The organism is Spirochaetales bacterium (assembly GCA_016930085.1).
Lineage (GTDB): Bacteria > Spirochaetota > Spirochaetia > SZUA-6 > JAFGRV01 > JAFGHO01.
Window position 1 is genome coordinate 66,256 of record JAFGHO010000014.1, and the last position, 22,960, is coordinate 89,215.

General features: G+C 47.9%; 22 protein-coding genes. 6 read left to right on the forward strand and 16 right to left on the reverse strand.

The features are described 5' to 3' along the window. Positions 1-121: 121 nt before the first annotated feature. From glgP to JW881_02150, 3 genes are all read left to right on the forward strand, one after another. The gene (gene glgP, locus JW881_02140; GenBank protein MBN1696289.1) at positions 122-2,659 is read left to right on the forward strand and encodes an alpha-glucan family phosphorylase; all 2,538 of its coding nucleotides are present in this window, start codon (positions 122-124) and stop codon (positions 2,657-2,659) included. 119 nt (positions 2,660-2,778) lie between these two features. Then, positions 2,779-3,090, forward strand: coding sequence for a hypothetical protein (locus JW881_02145; GenBank protein MBN1696290.1), 312 nt, complete (start codon positions 2,779-2,781; stop codon positions 3,088-3,090). 7 nt (positions 3,091-3,097) lie between these two features. After that, positions 3,098-3,487 (forward strand): tetratricopeptide repeat protein, encoded by a 390-nt coding sequence (locus tag JW881_02150; protein ID MBN1696291.1) that lies wholly within the window; start codon positions 3,098-3,100, stop codon positions 3,485-3,487. Positions 3,488-3,575: 88 nt separating this feature from the next. Here JW881_02150 and JW881_02155 read toward each other — a convergent pair whose 3' ends face one another. From JW881_02155 to JW881_02165, 3 genes are all read right to left on the reverse strand, one after another. Then, positions 3,576-4,685, reverse strand: coding sequence for a VWA domain-containing protein (locus JW881_02155; GenBank protein MBN1696292.1), 1,110 nt, complete (start codon positions 4,683-4,685; stop codon positions 3,576-3,578). A gap of 128 nt (positions 4,686-4,813) precedes the next feature. Continuing rightward, a complete protein-coding gene (locus tag JW881_02160) occupies positions 4,814-5,011 on the reverse strand; it encodes a hypothetical protein (GenBank protein MBN1696293.1) in 198 nt (65 codons plus the stop codon). Continuing rightward, the gene (locus JW881_02165) at positions 4,974-5,606 is read right to left on the reverse strand and encodes a Crp/Fnr family transcriptional regulator (GenBank protein MBN1696294.1); all 633 of its coding nucleotides are present in this window, start codon (positions 5,604-5,606) and stop codon (positions 4,974-4,976) included. The genes JW881_02160 and JW881_02165 overlap by 38 nt, the downstream gene beginning before the upstream one ends. Before the next feature lie 543 nt (positions 5,607-6,149). Here JW881_02165 and JW881_02170 point away from each other — a divergent pair. After that, complete coding sequence (locus JW881_02170) at positions 6,150-7,232, forward strand: hypothetical protein (protein ID MBN1696295.1); 1,083 nt, start codon at positions 6,150-6,152, stop codon at positions 7,230-7,232. Here JW881_02170 and JW881_02175 read toward each other — a convergent pair whose 3' ends face one another. Next, a complete protein-coding gene (locus JW881_02175; GenBank protein ID MBN1696296.1) occupies positions 7,233-8,273 on the reverse strand; it encodes a hypothetical protein in 1,041 nt (346 codons plus the stop codon). A 223-nt stretch (positions 8,274-8,496) separates the two neighbouring features. On the opposite strand from JW881_02175, the gene JW881_02180 reads away from it, so the two are divergent. Together JW881_02180 and JW881_02185 are read left to right on the forward strand one after the other, a co-directional pair. Beyond that, complete coding sequence (locus JW881_02180) at positions 8,497-10,068, forward strand: hypothetical protein (protein MBN1696297.1); 1,572 nt, start codon at positions 8,497-8,499, stop codon at positions 10,066-10,068. Positions 10,069-10,078: 10 nt separating this feature from the next. Then, positions 10,079-11,152 (forward strand): DUF362 domain-containing protein, encoded by a 1,074-nt coding sequence (locus JW881_02185; GenBank protein ID MBN1696298.1) that lies wholly within the window; start codon positions 10,079-10,081, stop codon positions 11,150-11,152. On the opposite strand, the gene JW881_02190 is transcribed toward JW881_02185, so the two are convergent. The 12 genes from JW881_02190 to JW881_02245 form a co-directional block, all read right to left on the reverse strand. Next, on the reverse strand, positions 11,149-11,673 hold the full coding sequence (locus JW881_02190; GenBank protein MBN1696299.1) for a methylated-DNA--[protein]-cysteine S-methyltransferase: 525 nt from the start codon (positions 11,671-11,673) through the stop codon (positions 11,149-11,151). The genes JW881_02185 and JW881_02190 overlap by 4 nt on opposite strands. A 256-nt stretch (positions 11,674-11,929) precedes the next feature. Beyond that, a complete protein-coding gene (locus JW881_02195) occupies positions 11,930-12,826 on the reverse strand; it encodes a hypothetical protein (protein ID MBN1696300.1) in 897 nt (298 codons plus the stop codon). A gap of 343 nt (positions 12,827-13,169) precedes the next feature. Further along, positions 13,170-14,294 (reverse strand): ABC transporter permease, encoded by a 1,125-nt coding sequence (locus JW881_02200; GenBank protein MBN1696301.1) that lies wholly within the window; start codon positions 14,292-14,294, stop codon positions 13,170-13,172. Beyond that, on the reverse strand, positions 14,291-15,493 hold the full coding sequence (locus tag JW881_02205) for an ABC transporter permease (GenBank protein ID MBN1696302.1): 1,203 nt from the start codon (positions 15,491-15,493) through the stop codon (positions 14,291-14,293). Before JW881_02205 ends, JW881_02200 begins: the two co-directional genes overlap by 4 nt. Next, positions 15,490-16,431, reverse strand: coding sequence for an ABC transporter ATP-binding protein (locus tag JW881_02210; protein ID MBN1696303.1), 942 nt, complete (start codon positions 16,429-16,431; stop codon positions 15,490-15,492). The genes JW881_02205 and JW881_02210 overlap by 4 nt, the downstream gene beginning before the upstream one ends. Then, complete coding sequence (locus JW881_02215) at positions 16,428-17,807, reverse strand: TolC family protein (GenBank protein MBN1696304.1); 1,380 nt, start codon at positions 17,805-17,807, stop codon at positions 16,428-16,430. The genes JW881_02210 and JW881_02215 overlap by 4 nt, the downstream gene beginning before the upstream one ends. Beyond that, the gene (locus JW881_02220; GenBank protein ID MBN1696305.1) at positions 17,804-18,736 is read right to left on the reverse strand and encodes an ABC transporter ATP-binding protein; all 933 of its coding nucleotides are present in this window, start codon (positions 18,734-18,736) and stop codon (positions 17,804-17,806) included. The genes JW881_02215 and JW881_02220 overlap by 4 nt, the downstream gene beginning before the upstream one ends. Before the next feature lie 4 nt (positions 18,737-18,740). Continuing rightward, positions 18,741-19,757 (reverse strand): efflux RND transporter periplasmic adaptor subunit, encoded by a 1,017-nt coding sequence (locus JW881_02225; GenBank protein MBN1696306.1) that lies wholly within the window; start codon positions 19,755-19,757, stop codon positions 18,741-18,743. After that, positions 19,750-20,406 (reverse strand): TetR/AcrR family transcriptional regulator, encoded by a 657-nt coding sequence (locus tag JW881_02230; protein ID MBN1696307.1) that lies wholly within the window; start codon positions 20,404-20,406, stop codon positions 19,750-19,752. Before JW881_02230 ends, JW881_02225 begins: the two co-directional genes overlap by 8 nt. Positions 20,407-20,535: 129 nt before the next feature. Then, on the reverse strand, positions 20,536-21,249 hold the full coding sequence (locus tag JW881_02235; protein ID MBN1696308.1) for a UPF0280 family protein: 714 nt from the start codon (positions 21,247-21,249) through the stop codon (positions 20,536-20,538). Between the two features lie 75 nt (positions 21,250-21,324). Then, positions 21,325-21,738: a 4Fe-4S dicluster domain-containing protein gene (locus JW881_02240; protein MBN1696309.1), complete on the reverse strand. Its 414-nt coding sequence runs from the start codon at positions 21,736-21,738 to the stop codon at positions 21,325-21,327. Then, the gene (locus JW881_02245; protein MBN1696310.1) at positions 21,738-22,925 is read right to left on the reverse strand and encodes a homocysteine biosynthesis protein; all 1,188 of its coding nucleotides are present in this window, start codon (positions 22,923-22,925) and stop codon (positions 21,738-21,740) included. The genes JW881_02240 and JW881_02245 overlap by 1 nt, the downstream gene beginning before the upstream one ends. Between the last annotated feature and the right edge of the window lie 35 nt (positions 22,926-22,960).

Genomic DNA, 22,960 nt, shown 5'->3' on the forward strand with positions numbered 1-22,960 from the left:
ATTAAACCCCGCAAAGGCGGAAATACGAAATCAATATTGATTTTATTGTGCGAATCCGCTATCTTTTACACTAATCAACCAACAATATTGCCTGAAGCGATAAGAGAGGGAAATGCAGAATATGAATATCGCAGTATTTACCGTTCAACCGAAAATACCGGACAGATTAAAGCCGCTTGACGAGCTTGCACACAATCTCTGGACAACATGGAATTTCGATGCAGTGAATCTTTTTATCCGGCTCGATTATGAAGCCTGGATAAAATCGGAGCAGAATCCCGTGAAAATGCTCGGACTCGTCTCCCAGGAACGGCTCGAGGAGATGTCGCAGGACGATTCATATGTGACTGCTTTTGACAGGGTGTATGCGAAGTACAGGAAATATCTCGAAGGCGAGAGGTGGTATGACGGACCCGCGGAGCGGATGGTCGCCTATTTTTCCATGGAATACGGTCTCGATATCAGCCTTCCTATTTACTCGGGGGGGCTCGGGGTTCTTGCCGGGGATCATATGAAATCCGCATCTGATTTGGGGATTCCCCTTGTCGGCATCGGCCTTCTCTACAGCAGGGGATATTTCAAGCAGTTCCTCAATATCGACGGATTTCAACAGGAAGTGTATCCGGAGTATGATTGGTATGCGATGCCTGTCCGGGAATGTGTCGGTAAAGACGGATCGCCCGTGAAAGTCAGTGTCGATATCGGAGGGAGCGCGGTCGTCGCCCAGTTATGGGAGATCAAGGTGGGCCGGAACTCCATTTTTCTTCTCGATTCGAATATACCGGAAAATACGTCTGAAAACCGCGCGATTACCTCGACCCTCTACGGCGGCGGGCGTGAGACGAGAATCAAACAGGAAATCCTTTTGGGTATCGGCGGGATACGGGCACTGCGGACATTGGGGATCAAGGTCGTTGCCACGCATATGAATGAAGGTCATTCGGCATTTTTGGTCCTCGAAAGACTCAGGATACTTATCAAGGAACACCGGCTTTCCTTCGAGGAGGCGTTTCAACTCGTCTGGGCGACTAATATATTTACCACCCACACGCCGGTTCCGGCCGGAAACGAACGGTTCAATCTTGACCTTATGGAGAAATATTTCAAGGGCTATATCAAGGATCTGGGAATTTCCTGGCAGAGTTTCATCGATATGGGCAGGGAAGGGCCGGATAATCCGAACGAACCGTTTTGTCTGACCGTTTTCGCCCTTCGTCTCTCGGCGTATAATAACGGGGTAAGCAGGCTTCACGGGCGGATTTCGAGGAAGATGTGGCAGAATATCTGGGATGGATTGCCGGAGGATGAAATACCGATTATACATATTACCAATGGCATCCATCCAAAAACATGGCTTTCCCCTGTCATGAACGATCTTGTCGAAAAGTATTTTGGTCCTCGATTTTATGACGAACCGGCCTATTTCGATATCTGGAACAGGATCGAGAGGATTTCGGATGAAGAGTTGTGGAGAAGCCATGAACGGCGGCGGGAGGAGCTTGTCGCATTCGTTCGGGAACGGTTGCGCAAGCAGATTCTCGAGAAGGGAAGGCGAAAATCGGATATCGAGCAGGCATACGAAGCGCTTTCCCCCTACTACCTGACAATCAGTTTCGCGCGCCGCTTTTCTACCTATAAACGGGCGAATCTGCTTATGAAGGATCCTGAAAGGCTTATGAGGCTACTTTCGGATTCGGAACGGCCCATCCAGATCATATTTGCCGGAAAGGCGCATCCGGATGATATTCCGGGAAAGGAACTCATCAAGGATATCGTTCATTTTTCAAGCGATTCACGGGTGAGAAACAAGATCGTCTTTTTGGAGGACTACGAATTGTCGATTGCCCGCTATCTTATTTCGGGAAGCGATATCTGGCTCAATACACCCCGCCGGCCGCTCGAGGCGAGCGGTACAAGCGGAATGAAAGCGGCAATGAACGGTGTTTTGAATGTGTCCGTTCTCGACGGCTGGTGGGACGAAGCATATGAACCGGAATTCGGGTGGGCGATCGGCAATGGTGAAGAATACGACGATCATGCGCTGAACGACGAGATCGAGAGCAAGGCGCTGTACGATCTGCTGGAAAGGGAGATCATCCCCCTCTTCTATACAAGGGGCCGTGACAATCTTCCCCGCGAATGGATCAAACGGATGAAGGCAAGCATGAAGGGGATCGGCAAACAGTTCAACAGTCTCAGAATGCTTCAGGATTACACCAGGAATTTTTATATACCGGCGCTCGAAAATCATGGGAGATTTTCAGCCGAAAAGTACAGAAATTCACGTGAACTCACGCGATATATCGACAAAGTCAGGCAGCACTGGAAGAAATTGAATATCAAAGAAATATGGTCGGATAATGACTCCCACATGACCGTCGGGGACAGCCTTTTGGTCAAATCGCGTGTTGAACTGGATGTATTTACACCGGAGGAGATTACGGTCCAGCTTTACTATGGACCGTTGTCATCAAAAGGATATATTACGGATGCCCAAAAAAAAGAGATGCAATGTATCAAGGTGACCGACCAGACGGCCGATTACAGCACCGAGATCATCAATGCGAGGACGGGAAGGCAGGGGTATTGCGTGAGGGTTTTACCCAAGCATCCGCTTCTCGTTCATCCCTATCTCCCCGGTTATGTTAAGTGGGGATAATATATACTATACAAAGGTTTCGTTACTATTGTATTTGTACCATTTGGCTTATGCATTGACGGTTGACATATCAGAAATGAGGATATATAGTTAATTGCAAATGAATAGAGGGGGAACCTATGGTTGAAGCCGTTGAAACCGATGAAATCCTGAGTACCGTAATAAATCAGAGGATATTTTGCGCCAATTGTCTCCACTGTAAACTTGTCAAGCTGCCCGCGGAGAATGGGAAACGATACCACCTTCGCGTTCGTTGTGATGCGGGGAAATGGCGGAAAAAACTGGGGGAGGAGAAGTACTATAAATATTTTACCGTTGCAAGGAGGAGTGTCGAAGGTTGTGAAGTATATGAACCCATGGGAGATCCCAAAGAATTTCTCAGAGATCTTAAAAAGACCCTTCCTATCAAGGACGAGGTATACAGTTATTGAGACGATTATGAAAACAAAAACAGCACTTTCCATACTATTTTTCATTGTCCTCGCTGCCGGAATCGGGTGTCAAAGCACGATAAATCCGCATGAGGAAGATGTCACGGGAGAAAAACTTTTTCAGCTGGCATATGAAGAGACAGACAATCAGAATTACGATAAAGCATTATCCTATTACCGCGTCTTTCAGGAACGATTTCCGGAAGATATAACGGGAAACCTCTGGGCAACATATGAAATAGCTTTTCTCTATCACAAAAAGGGCAATGACAACAAAGCGCTGGATCTTTTCAATGAATTATTACGGCGTTACGAAGAAGAAGACGGGGCCCAGCTTCCCCAGGCGCCGAGGATTCTGGCTGAGAAAGTGATCCAGAACATCAAGAATGACGAATAACGGGTTATCCTGCGAACAATAACGATATAATAACCGGGCCGTGTATGCAACATACTGAAATGTCGCCGATACGGCCAATCGATACATGTTAGTCGGGGATGATAATCGTATTGATTGAAATCGATAATCGGATTGCGTTCTCGTAAATCATGTCTTCGGTGATATCCCCGCGCGGTTTGGAATGGGGCGGCGCATCTCCGATGAGAATTATGACGCGGCTTGCCGATTCCCACGAGAATGAATCGGTCGCGGCGTAAAGCGCTTCGAAGACGGCTTCCGGATCGTCTCTTCCTCCGCGGACAACGACACCATCCAGCGTTTTCTGTATGTTTCCCATATCTGTTTCAAACGGATACGTTTTTGTAAGGTAGTCGTCCTCATAATCTTTGTAAAAGACGAGTCCGATTCTGTATATCTTGAACTGGTTGGTGTGCTCTCGAATTGTGGGAAGAAGATTTTTTTTAAGACCGGGCATTTCCTCTTTCATGCTCTTTGTCGTGTCGATGGCAAGAACAAGGTCAAGACTCTCTCCCTTTTCCTTGTCGAGAATTTCACTGATCGTGCGAAGAAGTTCTTCGTCATTGTCCGCAAAATAATGGTTCCCCCTCCCTTTTTCCGCTATTTTGGCAAAGCTGTCGACAGTCTCCGGATGATAATTTTCAAGGCTGCGTTCCCGCATTCTTGTCGTTATATTCATGGTAAAAGGATTATCCAGGAAGCTGCCGGTATAATCCGCGAATGGTTTCGAAAAACACCGTAAATTCAAAAACGTACCGTCACGGATAACGAGTTCTCCGTGACGCGACCAGGGGTATCCGTATATCACTTTTATCGGTATAAAAAGGTGAAACGCTTCACCAAAGCGTTCGTTCTTCTCCGGGGTTGAATCGACGATCGAATAGGTTTTGTCGGTGAGAATCAGAAATTTCCCGTTAAGCAGCCGTTTTTCGTCTCCATTGATTGGATTATATTGTTTGGTTCTGAGGGTGTAGTTGTCCTCCTTTTTTGTGGGATCTTTTGTCGTGTCGACAAGGAGGACGCTTTTAATATCCGGCTTCTTTTTGACAAACACATGATAACCGCCGTCGTCCCGCTTTTCGATATAGATGTCTTTGGAATCAAGGGTAAGGTCGATTCCGGAGATCCCCGGATTCGAGATGAATATAAAGAATAATATGGAAGCAATGAGTGTTTTCATTATCCTTAATAATATCGGAGACTCAAGGCAATAGTATTATCCCCGCGATACCATTATTCCTCTATTAAATAATAGTACGTTGCCTCTCGATTATCAAATTTCCCATTTTTTTTTCGAACACCGGCTTTTCACTTAAGGTTTTCTGCAGTTTTTTTTCCCGGATTTTCACTCAGACGTTTATTGATTTCAAAGATTGTTTTCCTGAGAATTCTCTTTTCCCTTCCGGTTTTCTGGTCCAACAGCATGAGGAGTTTCAGAGAGAGGCGTTCGAGATCCTTCTTGATCCGATCATTCCCGATTGATGAGATCTTCCGTGACTTTTTCAAGTTTTATCCTGCTTGCGAGAACGAGAATGTTTTCCTTTCTTTTTATGATTCCCTCATCTTCCAACTCCTGAAGAATGGAAACGGCGGTTTCTTGCGGAAGTTCGAGACTAAGCGATATGTCCGATATTGTCTGCTCGTAGAGAAGTCCATTATCCGGTTTTCCCTCTCCCTTGAACGCATAAAAAAGGTGAAGGGCAACAAGCCCCCGGCTGTTTTTTCTGACAAGATGGTGCATCTGGCTATGGAGTTTTTGCAGGCGTCTGCATAATTTATCGATGATATTGAGAGCGATACGTCCGTTTTTATTAATCATACTGAGGAATCCCTGCCTGTCGAAGGCCAGAAGCTCGGCTTTTGTGATGACCACGGCTGTCGCGGTTCGTTTTTCATTGGTGACGATCGCCATTTCTCCAAAAAAATCGCCTTTACCGAGAATTGCCAGTTCCTGTTCCTTACCCCGCATTATCTTACTCAATTTGACATTGCCGCTTTGAATGATATACATTTTATCGCCTTCATCACCTTCACGAAAAAGTACTTCGTCCGGCATCACTGTTATTCCGAAATTCTGGAAAAGGGTCGTTTCTCCTGACATTGTCTTCTCCTTGTTTCTCCTTTCGCGATTCCGTTTTTTTGTATTATCCTGAATGATTCTTTCATTCGTGCACCGTCTGCGGTGTTCGTACACTGCAGACGGTGCATTGACAAAACCAGTATATACCAAATAAAAAAATGAAACAATACGATTGGCGGCTGAAATCGTGGTCCGGCTCATCGGACTCCGAATTTCTGCGGTCTCATTGACACATCGTCCGTTGAACATTAAAAAAAAATTTTTTTAAAAAAAATTCAAAGCAGGAGTCACTTTTATTCAGTTATTAATAACGAGAAAACATTATCTATCCCGGAAATCCGGGGGAAGTCTGAAAAGCCATGTTTATACTGACAATTAATTAAATTGTCAGTATTTCCGATTGTAATGAGTTTGTCAGTTTCTTTTATTATAAGGAATTATATGGAACAGCCAGGTGTAAGAAACTGACAAACTCAAAACAGGGGAGTATAAATCGAAAATGGCAATCGCGGATGGCATTCCCCGCGGACATCGTCAGTTTATTCAAGAGAAGGAGGAAAAAAAATGATTCAAGAAAATTGTTTGGACAGAAAGGGAACGGGATGGCCGGTATTTTTGTATCGCGTGTACCGTTTCATTTCCGGGATCTTTTTCGTAATCATCGTGACATCCGGTTTGGGGTGCGGTCCGTTTCAACATGTGAGAGATGATGCAGATATCGATATATGCCCCCCCCTTTTTCTTGAACTGATCACCAATGAACCGGATAAAGTACGGCTTGTCTTTGATGAGCCCGTTCATGTCGATACGGAAAGCGTCTCCCTGGATCATGGGCTTTCCGTGAAAGAGATAGGTTCAGTCAATACGGATATCATTTTTACCATAGAAGATCAGATGGCGGGAAAGGAATATTGTCTCGATGCGCGCTTTGAGGATGATTATGGAAATAGTGTTCATCTCATTATCCGGTTTTATGGTTATAATCCGTCACTTCCGCATCTCATCATCAATGAGTTCATCACGGAAGGAAGCAAGACACATCCCGATCTTGTCGAACTCAAGGTGCTTGAAGCAGGCAATATGGGCGGGATCGTGTTTTACGAGGGGACCCCGTCGTTCTGGGAGCACCGTCTCGTCTTTCCCGCATTTTCGGTCGGGAAGGGGGACTTTATTCTCATTCACATGAAACCTGAGGGTCTCGAAACTGAAATCGATGAAAGCGGTGATAAAGGATTGTCCGGCGGACTCGATGCCTCGGCAACGGCATTCGATTTCTGGGTCCGCGACGGGGACGGCATCGCGAACAGCAACGGTGTTATAACCCTGTATTCAAGTCCCGGCGGTGATATTCTCGATGGAGTGCTTTATTCCTCGAGAAATTCCTCCTCGGATGAACGTTATCTTGGTTTCGGCACCAGAAAAGTGATGGAGTGGGTCATGGAATTACAGATCCATGAGGGATGGAAAGGAAGGGAGGAGTCAATCCGGCCGGAAGATGGAGTGGATCCCACGGATTCCACGACAACCCGTTCGATCTGCAGGGATAAAAACGGTGTCGATAGCGATACCAGCAGTGACTGGCATATCGTTCCGACCCGTATGTCTTCTTTTGGGGAGGATAATTGTGAGGAGAGGTATGGGGGGTGATTATCCTATGCGGTTGACCGCCCATTCGGCCGCCTCCCGGAGAAAGGGATTTACACTCTCGAGAAAGGGATTGATCGCCTCCAGTATCACGGGTTGTTTTCTGTTTCCGGAAACGATGAGTGCGTTTCTTTGAAGGGCTTCACACCGAATCCACGATGAGTCTAACACCGTTTTTTTAAGATAATCCTTAAGTTCGTGCGGGCTGCGGTGCAGGAGTTCATGAAGCGGGATAGCGGGCCCCACATCGCCCATGGCCGTTTGTGTCTGGAAGGAGAGATGTTGATTGTACGGACAGGCGTCCTGGCAGATTTTGCAGCCGTAGATCATGAATCCGAATGCCTTTTTTAACGGTTCACTCATCGTGATGAGTTTTGTGGAGAGTGCCTGGATACATCTGGCCTCATCGATGCCGCCCCCTTCCCCGATCGCGCCTGCCGGGCATGAACGGATGCACGCCCGACAGGCGCCGCAGGAGGAATCAGGCGGTATACGATGGGGGGGCGGTAGTGGAAGGGAACCGGGCCATGGGAGTATCATCCCCGAGATAACGAACGAAGACCCCAATACCTTTGAAATGATAAGGCTGTTTTTGCCGTAAAACCCGATTCCGGAAGCCCAGGCAAGAAATTTTTCCGGACATCCCGAATTACAAAAAATCCTTGTTTCGTCGCGTTTAATACCGAATAAGGATCTCACGGTGACGGCTATCTTTTTAAGCCGTGCAACGGATTCCCGGTAAAAATTCCTTCTTGCAAAGGGTGCGACAAGACCATAGACGGTTTTTTTATCCCCGGGCTGAGGATCATCCTCTTCGTCACGATATGTGGAAAGGGCGCAGACGAGGAAGATTGAGGGTTTTTCAGGCAGAAATATATCCGTACCATACCATGAACGTAGCCGGGAGACAATATACCGTTGATATGCCCGGTCAAGGACGGGCGTATTATTCAGTATTGACGCGAGACGGTGTGTCGTGATAAAACCGGCATCCTGGAAGCCCGATGATAGTATTATTTCAAGAAGATTCTCGATTTCATTCATTTTTTCTTGCTTTACCTCATCATACACATAAACCGATAATAGTTATGGAATATTTTACTTATTAATATTACAATGTACAATATTCCCTGAGAATATGAAGGAGTTATCATGGTTTTCAGGAATTATGACTGAATCATCGGCCTTTACCATAAGGATAGCAGGTAATTGGCGGCCAATGGAAGGTCATTATAAACGGGAATAACTTTTTATTGACATTTCAGCTATGAAGGGGAATGAGATAAACGCCGACAGCAAATCGATAAAAAAACTCAAACCGGAATCCAAACCGAGTCTTTTCAAGAGAATATTGAATTTTCTGATGGGCCGTCAGGATCCCGAATGGCAAAAACGGCGAATTCTGAGGGACATAGAAAAAACACTCAAAAAGATGCATCAGAAGTTCTATTCGCCGAAGAATCGCATGGTGCTTCCCGGTATTGCCAAATTTTTCTACGAATACTATAAAACCCTCGGTCCGGCTAAAACCCTCGTCCAGCATGCGGATTCGTCAGGGGCATTGAAGATCATCGTGATCGAATCGTCGCTGGATACCGATTTCATCGAACTCAAGAACAGATTCCAGGAAGCCTCGATCAGGGAGCGCGTGAAATACACCGATTCAAAGAAATTATCGGAAGAATTGAAAAAAGAAATGCTCGATTTTTTCGCGGCATTTGATTCGGACAAAATAAAGATCGTCAATTCCAATTATAATTTTCTGCGACAGTTTCTCAACCTCGTTCATTTCGATTATTATTTTCTGCTCAAGAAATTCGATTCCAACCTGCCGGAAGGCAACTTTTTTTACAAGCCGTCCTTTGAGCAGATACCCGCGGAATATATCGTTGATGAAATCAAGGATTTTCTTGATGTCTCGCTTCTGTTGGATGATAACATAAACTGGGATTATATTCTCGATATTCTCCGGGAATACAGGGGGGTCGAGGTCGTATCGAGAAACGGATGGAAGAAATTGCTGGGTACTATACGCGAGATACGGCGATCGAGGGTTCTTGAACTTATTATCAAACATATTGACAATGATCCGTATTACAAACCGTCCCTTACCTATAACAGGGTGAAAATCGTCGAGCCCTACCTTTCAAAAATGAAAACACAGACGGAACTTACCATTCAAAAACTGGTAAAAGAGAAACAGTCGAAATCGATAGAAACCCTCTGCACAATGGTGTTCGGCACCACCTCTGTTTCACGAATGAAAAACTATAATGAACAGACAAACGAACAGTTTGCCAAGAAGATGATGGGCGGTTTCATCTATATTATTCCGCTTAATTTCATAAAGGCGTTTCTTATCGATTATAACAAGAAAGATATACGTGAAATCGTCGATATGTTGATCGTTAAAGGCAAGTGGACGACAAATATATTGTCGCAGCAGCTTTCGGACGCGTATCAACAACTCGTCGATGTCACCGAACAGCTTCTCGAGTTTGATGAATCGCTGGGAGAGGAAACACAGATCGGGGCCAAATTGAAGAATTACACATTGAGGGCGGACAAGGATAAAAAGTTCGCCAGAATATTGAGACAGATGTTGAAAGAAATCAATGACGGCGCGAAAAGGATCATGTATGACGCCGCGCAGGGACTCATCACCCTCGCAAAAAATTTAAAAAATCTTCTTGACGATTATTCGAAACAACCGCATGAACTTATTATCAACTGGAAGGAAATCGACACACATACCGACAATACAATAAAGACAAAGCTGGTGGAAATATATAAAAAAATTTACTATTTCATAAAACTGCTTCAGCATTATAATAAATAAAGAGTGATATATGGCGCATACTAATGTGTATTTCAGCGAATGTGCGGGAACAAGTAGGTGTTCCGACCGGATAAAGGCAACCAAGAGGGTTCTTGAAGCTTCCGCTTTTGATGATGTCATGATGAAAAAGTCGAAGGTCGGCGTAAAACTACATGTCGGCGAAGGAGGAAACACCACATTTGTTTCCCCCGAAATCATCAAGGCAATCGTTTCAAGGATCAAACGGAACGGGGGATTCCCTTTTTTAACGGAAACACAGACCCTTTACAAAGGCAACAGATCGAATGCGATCGATCATTTGAACCAGGCGTACGCCCATGGCTTCACACCGAAAAATGTCGGGGCCCCGTTTATTATGGCGGACGGTCTGCTCGGCGATTCGGAGATGGAAGTGAACATCGAAGGACGTCTCTATAAGCGAGTCAGCATAGCGCGCGAAATAACGAAAACGGATGTATTGATTCTTTGTTCGCATCCTACCGGTCATATGAAAAGCGGACTCGGGGCGAGTATAAAAAATCTCGGTATGGGGTGTGCGAGCAGAAAAGGCAAATTACGGCAGCATTCCGCCATCAAGCCATACGTGAAGGCATCGGCCTGTACATTATGCGGGAAATGTATCTCGTGGTGTCCCCGCGATGCCGTCATCGAGAAAGAGAAATCGGCGTTTATCATAGAAGAGAAATGCATCGGGTGCGGGCAATGCCTGACGGTCTGCGCCTTTGATGCGGTAAAATACAACTGGGCGGTCGAAGCCGGAGAATTGCAGAAAAGAATGGCCGAACACGCCCTTGGCGTCGTGAGTGAAAAAAGAGACAGGATTTATTTTCTGAATTTCCTGTTTGATATGACAGCCGAATGCGATTGCTGGGACCGGCCGCAGAAACCGGTCATGGAGGATATCGGTGTCCTCGCTTCAAGCGATCCTGTTGCGATCGACCAGGCGACGCTTGATATTACCCGCGAACGCACGGGAAGTGATCTGGGGAGAAAGAGTTTCCCGCTTATCGATCCGGAAGATCAGCTTCGGCATGGAGAGGAAATCGGTCTGGGGAGAAGGGAGTACACACTCATCAAGGCCTAATCCGGTTTCCCCTGCGCTTTCACCCGTCCATAATGTCGTTCCAGTTCCAAAAGTGCCCGCTTTTTTTCCGGTCCCGGGCCAAATCCGCCTAAAGAACCCGATTTTCGAATCACGCGGTGGCATGGTATGATAATCGGTATCCTGTTTTTCCCCACGGCATTTCCGGCCGCCCTGTCCGCCCCGGGTTTTCCCGCCGTCACGGCAATATCACTGTAGCTTTTCGTTGTGTTGTACGGTATGGCGGCGCAGGCACGCCAGACATCGGTCTCGAATACGGTAGCACCGTCATAACGGCACCGCACGGTAAAAGAGGTCCGGGTTCCGTTGAAATATTCTTCGAGTTCTTTTATCGCCTCGTCGCATTCGCCGGCCGCCCTGTGATACGTCAGCCGGGGGAGGTATACGGGTGCCGATGAGAACACTATCGAATACAACGCTCCAGCCCTATCGGCAGTGATCATGAGGTTTCCCACAGGTGTTTCGATGAACGTAAAATAGGCGTCAAACGGTTTGTCCTTCATGGTATTTTCCCTCATGGATTACCCCGATGGTGTATTCCCCGGATTATATCCTCTTTCTGATTTCGAATGCAAGCGAATGGTGAGTGGACCCACGGAATTTTATAGTCGATATCGATAAAAGACCGGACGACATACTCGTGCCGTCCGGACCGTTTGACTATAATATGAATATTAGATTTTATCAATTAAAAATTGAACATGATATTGCTGATATCATACATAATTATACTGAAAAACAGCCGGGCCATACAGACCACTAATACACTGCAACCAGCTTTGCACCTCCTTTGCCTGTTAACCGGACCTTGGTGCTGCTTGACGTACTGCTTCCGATGAAGTCAACGCTTCCGTAATCGACTCTCCATTCCTTAAAGGAGCCTGTCACCGTTATTTTTCCCATTCCCCCCGCCCAAACATCGAATGAATAGTATGGCGCGGTCGATATGGATACGGTGTCATTGACAAATATTTCAGCTGATCTGGTGGCGCAATCCCTTCCGTATGATTGATCCGTCCAGTAAAGGGTATATGTTTTGGGCTCCACTTCAAGTCCGATTCTGACGCAGTCAGGATCGGGTTCGTTAGTGTCATCGCCGCTGTCGGTAACATATTCCGACCACCCGCCTCCGGCCGATGCTTTTGGTGTGTAGCCGACAGTCCCTTCGGTGCCCATTGTTATTTCGCTGCACTGTATCTTGAATCTGACATCTCCGATTTGTAAGCCGGGAGAGTCCTTTACTTCAATTCCCAGTCTGATTTCATCAAATTCTTTTTTATTTTCGGGAAATGTCCATGCAGACCAGCCGTCATATTTTTTGGTTTGTAAATATTCGCTTGCCCACGGTGTGATTCCATGCTGGTCGATGTTGTCCGTCCCCTTGTTTTTGTTACGGACTAAAATATGAAGCCGGAAATCCTTGTTGTCAATTCTGTACGCGGTATTCGTTTCAAGGTGAATTTTGACATAATTCGGATTGTACCGGTTATTGTCGCTTGCCCAGTCCGCCCATTGAATTACTTCATTCTCTTTAATCATATTCATCCATTCGGTATATTCCGGTTCTCCCTCGGCATCGCCCGGTTTTTGGTCACACAACTGTGCACCGACACGGAATGCATAGTTGCCGGAATTTGAAACAGGATTATCATGCATTCCGTTTTGCCGGTCAGATTTTTCTTGATCTTGCGGCAACCCGTTTGTTTCGTCCAATGAACACGAGAATATAATGCCAAAAAGACAAGCCGCTGATAAAATAAAGACGCTTGATTTTAAAGATGTCTGTTTCATAAAAAAAACCTCCTCTAAAATATATTATGTTGAATAAGTCGTTGAGAATTAAGTTATCCTTCGAAATTTATACAAATAATTTATTATGGATTTCTGGAAAATGATGTTTCGGCAACATTACCGTCATGGTTCCGGTAACAATGCCGAAGCCGTTCTGAAAATGTCCTTTACAAGTGGATTTTTGCCGGTCAATTGTCGTTGAGCCCCGTTACGTTACCCGTTTCCTGACCCGCAGGGCGCTGAGAACGAGTATTGCTGTGCCCAGCAGAAAAAGGATGAGGGTTTCGTCCCAAAGCGTACTCATATCCGCCCCTTTGAGGAAAAGCCCGCGTATGATGATGAAATAATAGCGAAGCGGCATAAGGGCGGTAAGGTACTGAATAATCATCGGCATGTTCTCGATGGGAAAGACGAATCCGGAGAGTATGATCATCGGGATCATGATGAAGAAGGTCGATGAAAACATCGCCTGCTGCTGATTTTTCGACACCGTCGATATAAACAGACCGAATCCGAGGGTAGAGAGAAGAAAGATACCGGAGAGTCCGAAGAGAAGACCGACATTTCCTTTAATGGGAATCCGGAAGATAAAGGTGCTGACCAGGACGACGAGAAACACATCGACAAATGCGATAATGATAAACGGGGTGAGTTTCCCGATGATGAGTTCAAATGGTTTTATGGGGGTGACCGAAAGTTGTTCCATCGTACCGATTTCACGTTCCCGGACAATCGCCATCGAGGTGAGAAGCATCGTCATCATCATGAGAAGCATGGCCAGAATGCCGGGAACCATAAAATTCCGGCTTTCGAGGTTCGGATTATACCAGATACGTTCTTCGGCAATGACGCGCGGCGAAAGAGATACGCCGGAACGGCCGGCCCGCCCGATATAGATATCTGCCGAAAAGGCGGTGATAATCATGGAAGCATAATTAAGACCGATTGTCGCGGTATTCGAATCCGACCCGTCGGCAATAAGCTGGACGGTCGATCCTTTGCCGGAGACAATGTCCTTTCCGAATCCTTTCGGGATAACCAGTGCGATGGCCGCGCGGCCCCCGAGCATCGCCTTCTCGATTTTCCGTGAATCGGACACGGTATCTTTGATGTCGAAATAGCGGGCGTTCACCATGCTCTGCACAAGGCTTCGGCTTTGCACTGAGTTGTCGGCGTCGCAGACGAAGAGGGGGACATCCTTGACGTCGAGGTTTGCCGCATAGCCGAGAAGCAGAAGCTGAAGGACCGGGGATATGAAAATAATGAGTATCATCCTTATGTCTCTTGAGAGCTGGCGGAATTCCTTCTGAATGATATATCCGATTCTTCTCATGCTTTCATCTGCCTTTGAAGCCGGAGGATTCCCAGGGTGAGTGTGACGCACGCGTAGATGAAGAGTCCGAGAAGTTCGGGCCAGATGGTCAAAAACCCGGACCCTTTCAGGATGACACTGCGCAGCATGACCAGGAAATACCTGGCCGGTATGAGATACGAAAACAGTTGAAGAATCAGGGGCATGTTCCGTATGGGGAAGATGAATCCGGAGAGGATATAGGAGGGAAGGGTCGTCGTAATCGAAGCAAGCATGAATGCGACCTGCTGGGAATCGGCCAGCGTCGATATTAGAATACCGATTCCTAAACAACTGTTGAGAAAGACGATGGTGCAGAGACCGAGAAGGACATAGTTGCCCTTTACTTCGATTCCAAAGAAGAAATAGGAGGCGAGGAGAATCATGGTTGCCGTTGTCAATGTGATGCAGATATAGGGAATCGTTTTCCCGATCACGAGTTGAAGCGAGGTGACGGGAGAAACCCGGAGTTGTTCCATGGACCCGTGTTCCTTTTCGCGCACGATCGCCAGTGATGTGGCCAGCACGGCGGAGACGACCATGATCATCGCAATAAGGCCGGGAACGAGAAAGAAGACGCTTTTTAGTTCGGGATTGAACCACGTTCTGAACCTGAGATCGACGGGAGGGGCTGCGGGGTCCTTGAAAACGGGAAGAACGGACGCCGGGGTGTCGTCTTCGCCATCGTTGACGGCAGCGGTCCCGGCGGAACTGCCGCGCGCCGCGGCGTAACGGGAAGCCGCTTTTTTCCCGAAATTTTCCGTAATGACATTGACATACCCCGCGATGGTCGCGGCGGCGGAGGCATTCGAGCCGTCGACGACCACCTGGTAATGGGCGGTTGCGCCGGATATGATATTTTTGGAAAAATCCTCCGGGATGACGATCGCGATTTTACATCGTTCGCTCGCTATCAGCCTGTCGATCTCATCGAGTCCCGCCGGCGTACTTGTCATCTCAAAGTACCCCGAATTGACGAATGAACTTATAAATTCCCTGCTTACCGCACTCGCGTCGCGGTCATAAACCGCCATTGTAATGTTTTTTACGTCAAGGCTTATCGCATAGCCGAACATGATAAGCAGAAAAATGGGAACGACAATAAGCGCGATTAACGTCTGTTTGTCGCGGCTTACCTGCAGAAACTCCTTTTTTACAATCGTTTTGATCGTCGCGATCATGCGGTCATGTCCTCTTTATGCGTTTCAATGAGGTTGATAAACACGTCCTCTAAGGAAGGGACGATCTCCTCCAGCCTTTTAAGCTTAATCCCTTCGTTTCCGCACAGGGCCGTTATTCCGGATTCGTTGATATCGGGTCCGACGCTGAGATGGAGGAGGTTTCCGAATATCGAGATCTGTTCGACCCACTCCAGCTTTTTCAGTGTCTCAGCGACCTCGACGAGCGGGCTGCATTCAACTTCATACATCCGGCTTCTCATATAGGATGTTTTGAGTGTTTCAGGACTTCCTTGGGCGATTGTCTTCCCTTCATGCATGAGGGTGATGTCGTTGCAGTATTCGGCCTCGTCGAGATAATGTGTCGTCACAAGGACCGTCGTTCCCCTGCCGGACAGATTATTGATCAGCGACCAGAAAACCCTGCGCGCTGCCGGATCGACTCCACCTGTCGGTTCGTCCAGGAAGATAATGGCCGGGTCGTGAATAATGGCGCATCCGAGCGCAAGCCGCTGCTTGAGACCGGCGGGAAGCTCGCGGGTGAGTTGCCGTTCATGTCCCCCGAGACCGGCCATTTCGGAAATCCAGGAAAGCTGTTTTTTTATCTGTTCCCTCCTCAATCCGTATATCCCGCCGAAAAACCTGATATTCTCGCTTACCGTGAGATCTTCATAGAGTGAGAATTTCTGCGACATGTATCCGATTCTTTTTTTTACTTCTTCGGGAGAATTCTTTACGTCGTATCCCCCGACGAAAGCCTCCCCGGAAGTCATGGCGAGGAGACCGCAAAGGATTCTGATGAGGGTTGATTTACCGGCGCCATTGGCGCCCAATAATCCGAAGATAATCCCTTTTTCGATAGAGAGGTTGACATTGTCGACCGCAGTGAACACACCGAATTGTTTGCATATGTTGCTGGTGACGATTGCAGGGGTACTCATTGCTCCATGACCCCGTTCGATTCCTGCAGAACGCTTCCAATCGCCCGTTCGAGTTCGACCAGGGCGAGTTCATAATCGATTCCGGCCTGCGTCAGGAGGAGGGAGGCCTTCAATTTCTCGAGTTCCGCTTCGAGTGTGTCCGACCGGAGGGAGAGTCCCCGTTTGTATTTTTCTTCAATGTCTTTCAGATTAATTTCGGCCTGATTGAGGATTTGTTCGCCTGTCCGGATCTGTTGGGCCGCTTTTCTTTCATTCAACCATGCCTGCGTCACTTCGATCCGGATGGCGTCATCGAGTTGTTTCATCGTATCCCCGAGTTCCATTTTTCTGGCCGAGGCCTGTTCCCGCATGAAAGGAGCCCGATACATCGCCTGCAGATCACAACCCGCGTATACACCGATATCCCAGGAGAGATTGAATTCGGCCTCGGGCGGGAAGTAGCGGCTGTTCGGCTGCGCGTATGTCACGTTCCCGATGATATAAACCGATGGATACCACGCCGACTGCGCCATGGCCATGTCGGCTTCCGCGGCTTTGATCTGTTCCCTAAGGGCCGTTTTTTCGGGTCTGTTTTTCATCGCCGCCTGAATGAGGCCGTCGAGATCATACGTCGTATCGCTTCTATGAAGAGGTTCGTCCGCAGGAAAGATGTTCGTCTTTCCGTCGTAACCCATAATAAGATTGAGCCGCAGCTGCGCGAGACAGACGGCATTATCGGCATCGGTCTTCATGATCTTCGTCTGTGAAAGTCGTATTTCCGCTTTCAGCTTTTCATTGTTCGTTGCGAGACCCTGTGCAAAGAGGTTTTTTACATCGTCCAGATATGCTTCAACGACGTTGACATGTTCTTCCGCCACCTTCCGTGTGCGCAAAGCGCGAACGAGCGACCAGTAGCATCTCTTGATCGTCACGATATCGTTGAGCCGCAGACGGGAGTGTTCCGCCAGACTGCCTTGAAAAACAGAGGATGACTTGGCCGTATCGTTGATATGCCTGAAACCGGTAAAAACGGGCTGTTTGAGCGATACGCCAAGCGAAAAGCTGTCCGTTATCGCCGGCGCTATCTCCTCCGTTACGGGACCCCCCATTGTAGGGACGGTTATCGTAAAGGGATCTGTTTCGCTTAACCGTGAATAGGTGAAACTGGCGGAGATCGCCGGCAGAAACGAGGTATACGATTCGTTCAAGCCCGCCCGCGCGGCCGTTACACGCATCCGGGATGCGTGCAGCCCCGCGGATTGTTCGAGTCCCGTGCGTATGCATTCATCGAGGGTAACGGTGCGTTCATCCGCGTCGGCGAAACAATGAAAAGGAATGTGAAAAAGAAAAGCGGCGGCGAGTGCCGTGATAATCGGCGTTATGCGGGTTGTTTTCATCGGTATCCTTCCCCTTTTTCTTTTTTTATGAGTGAGATAAAGACGTTCTCCAGTCTCGGTTTGATGGTGCGATATGATTTGACGGTGATGTCGTTTCGTTGGAGGAGGTTTATGATATGATCGATGCTTTCCCTGTCGGTGAGCACGAGGTTCAACCTGTCCCCGAAGAGGACGATATCTTTGAGAATATCGCGTCCGTCGAGGTATCTGAAGGCGTCCCTGGTCCGGTCGCAGACAATTTCGAGGATTTCGTCCTTCATCATCGCCCGGATTCCCTCCGGAGTATCGACGGTGAGAAGGCTTCCCCGGTTCAAAAGACCGACTCTGCTGCACCGTTCGGCCTCGTCCATGTAGGGGGTTGTCATAACGATCGTGAGTCCTTTTTTTATCAACCCGGAAAGAATGATCCAGAAGTCCCTCCTCGATACGGGATCGACTCCTGTCGTTGGTTCATCGAGAAAGAGGATCGACGGGGTATGGATGAGGGTGCAGGCAAGGGCGAGTTTCTGTTTCATCCCGCCGGATAATTTTTCGGCAAGACGCTTTCGCGCTGGCTTGAGTCTCGTGAATTCAAGGAGGTTTTCTTTTTCTCTCCGGTAATCCCGGATACCGTGTATCTCCGCAAAGAAATCGAGGTTTTCATCGACACTCAGATCGCCGTAGAGACTGAACTTCTGGGAAAGATAACCGATGAGGGGTTTGATCCGGTTCATGCCGGTTCTGATGTCGAATCCATTTATTTTTGCGGTCCCGGATGAGGGAGAGAGAAGTCCGCAAAGCATGCGAATGAGTGTGGTTTTCCCGGCGCCGTCCGGCCCGACTATCGAAAATATTTCTCCCTGCATAATCTCGCAATGAAGGGGACGGAGGGCCTCCAGTTCACCGAAATGTTTTGAAAGACCGATTATCTCTATGACGGGTTGGCCCATATTGTCATTCGTCTCCCGGGTCGACCGGCACCACGGCGTCCGCCGGTATACCCGCTTTTAGCGTTCCCTGCGGGTTGGGAAGCTCTATCTTAACACCGAACACCTGTTTGATTCTTTCCTCTTTTGTCTGTATGTTCTTCGGCGTGAACTCCGCTTCGGGTGAAATGTAGGCTATAGTGCCGGAAAAACGGACTTCCGGATGGGTGTCGATCATGACGTATGCCTCCTGCCCGATACGGATGCGTCCCAAATCGGCTTCGCCTATATAGATGGTAACGGACATTCGCGTGAGATCCGAGACGACGACAACCGGGGTCCCGGCGACGACGAACTCGCCGGCCTCGACGAGTTTATGGGTGATCGATCCGTCAAGCGGCGAAACAATGGTGCAATCGGAAATCTGCTTTTCGAGAAGATCAAGCGATACTTCCGCCTGCTGGAGCCGCGCCCTCGCCATCTGTATGTCTTCGGGCCGTGCCAGGTTTTGTAGTTTGGCCAGCCCCTGCCGGGCGGCATTGTATTGCGCCTGGGCGACGCTCATGCGTGTCTTCGCGTCGTCGTATTGTTTTGCGGTAATGCTGCCGGTTTTATGAAGGTTTTCCATGCGTTCGTAATCTTCTTTCGACTGATTGTAGTTCTCCCTTGCCTGGATCACCTGTTCCTCCGCCTGTTTGATATCCTCCTCTCTGGCGCCTTTGAGGAGAAGCGTTAGCTGCGCTTCCGCCAGGGATACACCCGCTGCGGCCTGTTTTTTTTTCAGATCCAGCATGGAAGAGTCGATCCTGCCGATCACCTCTCCTTTTTTTACATGCGTACCCTCCCGTACGTTCATCTCCATTATCTCTCCGTTCGCCTTCGCCGATACCTTTATTTCGGTCGCTTCGATGGTTCCGGAAGCCCGCAATTCATGGCCGGGCGGGGAGCAGGAATAAAGCATAAAAAGCAATATCGAACATGACGTCACTATATCGACGGCCGTAAAATGCCGGATAATGGTTTCGTTATTATTTTTTTTATTCATCGTTTCCTCCGTAAAGAAAGGATGTTCGGCCCTCTTCCGTTAAAATTCCGCTATACATTATCTTCATGACCGCTTCGAAAATATCCTTTGCGGAAAAGGAAAACTCGTAAAGGTTTTCAGGGATAATGATATGTTCAATAATATGAAAATAGATGAGGATAATGAGTTGCGGATCGATATCCGCCCGAATTAATCCCTTTTCTCTTCCTTCCTGCAATACCCGTTCGATGCGTCCGAAACTCATTTTTTTCTTGAACTCATGAATAAGATTCCATATTTCAGGATTATGGCGCTTGAGGTCACTGACGAGCGGTTCGGATAATTTGGCAAGAAACGACGTGAGGGTGTGCAGAATGGATTTCAGCCTGTCGATAAAATCACTGTCTTTTTCCGAGATGATTTCATCGAGTGTTTCGGTAAGCCGGGTCTGGTTCCATTTGATAATTTCCCGTATGATCGCTTTTTTGTTTTTAAAATATTTATAGATTGTTTTCTTGCTCATGCATAGTTCCCTCGCGATCTCATCGACCGTGATCCGTGAGAAACCGTGTTTGAGAAAGAGTTTTTCGGAAAAGCCGAGTATGCGCATCCGTGTTTCTTTAACCTGGTGTACTTCTTGTGTTTCTGAATTTACTTCTGTTTCCGACATATCCGCCTCATGCAAATGGTACCGGGGAAACTAAATTAGTAGTTATTGGTTTCCTTATAGAACTATAGTCATTCCCGGTTGCTTTGTCAAGGATGAAAACGGCCTCCGTCCCCCGGGCGGGGCACGATGTCACCAATTTATTTTATGCCTGAACTTCGGATCCATATTTTTTATGAGGCGTGGAAGATTTCCCGCGATTCCCACATTATTATCCTTGATAATGAGAACACCGATGATACCCGGTATCGCGGCGATATTAGTGCAGACGGGTTCGATATCGGCGGTTTTTTTTACCGCGTTACAGGCGGCCGTGGCGGCCGCGTCGGCGAGTGCTCCGTCCCCGGATACGACCGTAGCGCAATCGCAGGCGCCGAAACTCAGCGAGTGGCCCATGATACTCGATGACGAACAGACCGCGATCGGCATTTCTTCCGGGGATATGGAGAAGGCGAGTGACGCTGAGAGTTTCCCCTCACCGGGATAAAGACCGATAACGACATCGTTATGTGAAATCGCGTAGATGTCTCCTCCGTTTTCGACGATTGCCTCGTCACACCCGGCCGATAAAGCGGTACGGGCGGCATTTTCCGCGATTGCCCCGGCGACCGCGGCCATGGGACCGACGCCGGTTTTGAAAGCCGCCCCGGCCATGGCCTTTGCAATGAGAGGCGCATACCCTACCAGGGGAAGGGGGACGAGCGACGTTTTGAATTCCGGGTGTCTTTTGATATATTCTTCCAAAAGGGTTCTGTCTTTTTTTATGGACGCAACCGCAGCACGATAGGAAACCGATGAGATGTTGTATTGTGCGTTTTTATAGTGAAACCTTTTGAAATTTCTCATACGCGTTGTTTTCAAGATCGCCCTTTGCCGGCGGATTTCCACCTGCCGGAACACACGTTAAACGCTCAATCCGGTTCAGAATATCGAATAACATGCGCCAAATGGACAATTTTTCACGCAGGCGAGACATTCTATGCAGAGTATTTCGTCGAACTCGACTTTTCTCGTTTTCGTGTCTTTTACGGCGAGTGCTTTTGTCGGACAATGGGAAAGGCAGTTGCCGCAGTGGACGCATTTTTCCGAATCATGCTGCAACCCCCGATGTGTCGCGTTGATCGCGACATTATTTTTTCGAACAAAATCCATGCCGCGTTCGATATCTTTTTCTTCACCGGTGACGTCGATGACGAGATATCCTTCCTCCTCCGGTGTGATTTTCGCCCTGAAGATATTGATGATGAGATTGTAATCCTTTACGAGATGATAGATAATCGGTTTTTCAGTCTCGCTTTTCGGAAAAAAAAGACACAATTTCTTGGTAGTTGCCATCACTCCTTTTCCCTGATTTGCAATTGTTTGATGCTCTGGTTAACCGGCAGTCGCCGGATGGGTTTGCTTATCTGAAAATCACCCCTTTTTATTTCATCTTTCAACAGTTCGGCTATCTCGAGCGCTTTTGCGTAAGAGGACATCGAACTGACCTCCACGGTTTTACCCTGAATCGTCACTTCACCGTTTCGCAGTTCTTCATATGAAAGCCTGCAGACGATGTTTCCGCTGCATTGCGGGTAATCGTCACTGTAATCGACGACGGGGCCGTAAATGTCCCTGTCCCGAACCGTGGTCCATTTGAGTATGCGTGAATCGAGTATCGGTATGGGAACACCGACGCCAAGTGCCAATGAGACACCGTATCCTTTCAGACTCACGCCCCGTACGAATTCTGGTTTCATTTCTTTCATGTTTCCGGTAAGAGCGAGGGTACCCGCCCCTTCCATCGGTACGTCATTCGGCCCTCTCTCCACGATCGAGCAGTGCTGTGTTCCTTCTCCGTAGACATGGCCATACGAGCCGGCAAGCCAGACCGCGGTCCCGACCCCGATCGTCCTGTACAATGGGTCGTTCAATAGAGGGGACAGCTGTCCCGCAGAACAATAGGTAAGGTTTTTCATCTGCGGTTTCAGGTACCCGAGATAGGTATAGATGGGGCGTTCCGAACAATTAATCGCGATATTATAATTCTGATAACAATTGCGGGGGTTGACCATGATTGCCTGATTCAGGTCATCGATGGTAAACCAGGTACGAATTTCACGGCGGGGATATTCGTCGGTTCCATATGAAAGGGCGAAGAGCTGCAGCTTTTTTCCGGCAATCAGATCTTCGATAACATGTCCGCCGCCATAGGAAAACTCCCCCGGGTAGGTCATGTTCGCGGGGTCGTTATGACGAAGCTGGGTTGCCCCGAGGTAAACATCCACAGCGCCGATGCCGGTATACACAAAAACATCCTCGATCCACGCTTCACTCATCCGTATTCTGGGTTTGCTGTGGCCGAAATTGATAAAACATCCGGAAGAACACATGGGTCCGAATGTGGCCGTGGTGACGACGTCGACTTCCCGTGCGGCGGCCTCAAGACCTTTTTTATCCACGTACTCGATTATTTCGTCCGCCGTAAGAACCACCGCTTTTTTGGCTTCGATTTTCTTGTTGATCTCCTCATAGGTTTTCATATATATCAGGATAATGAGATATTAAAAAAATAAAG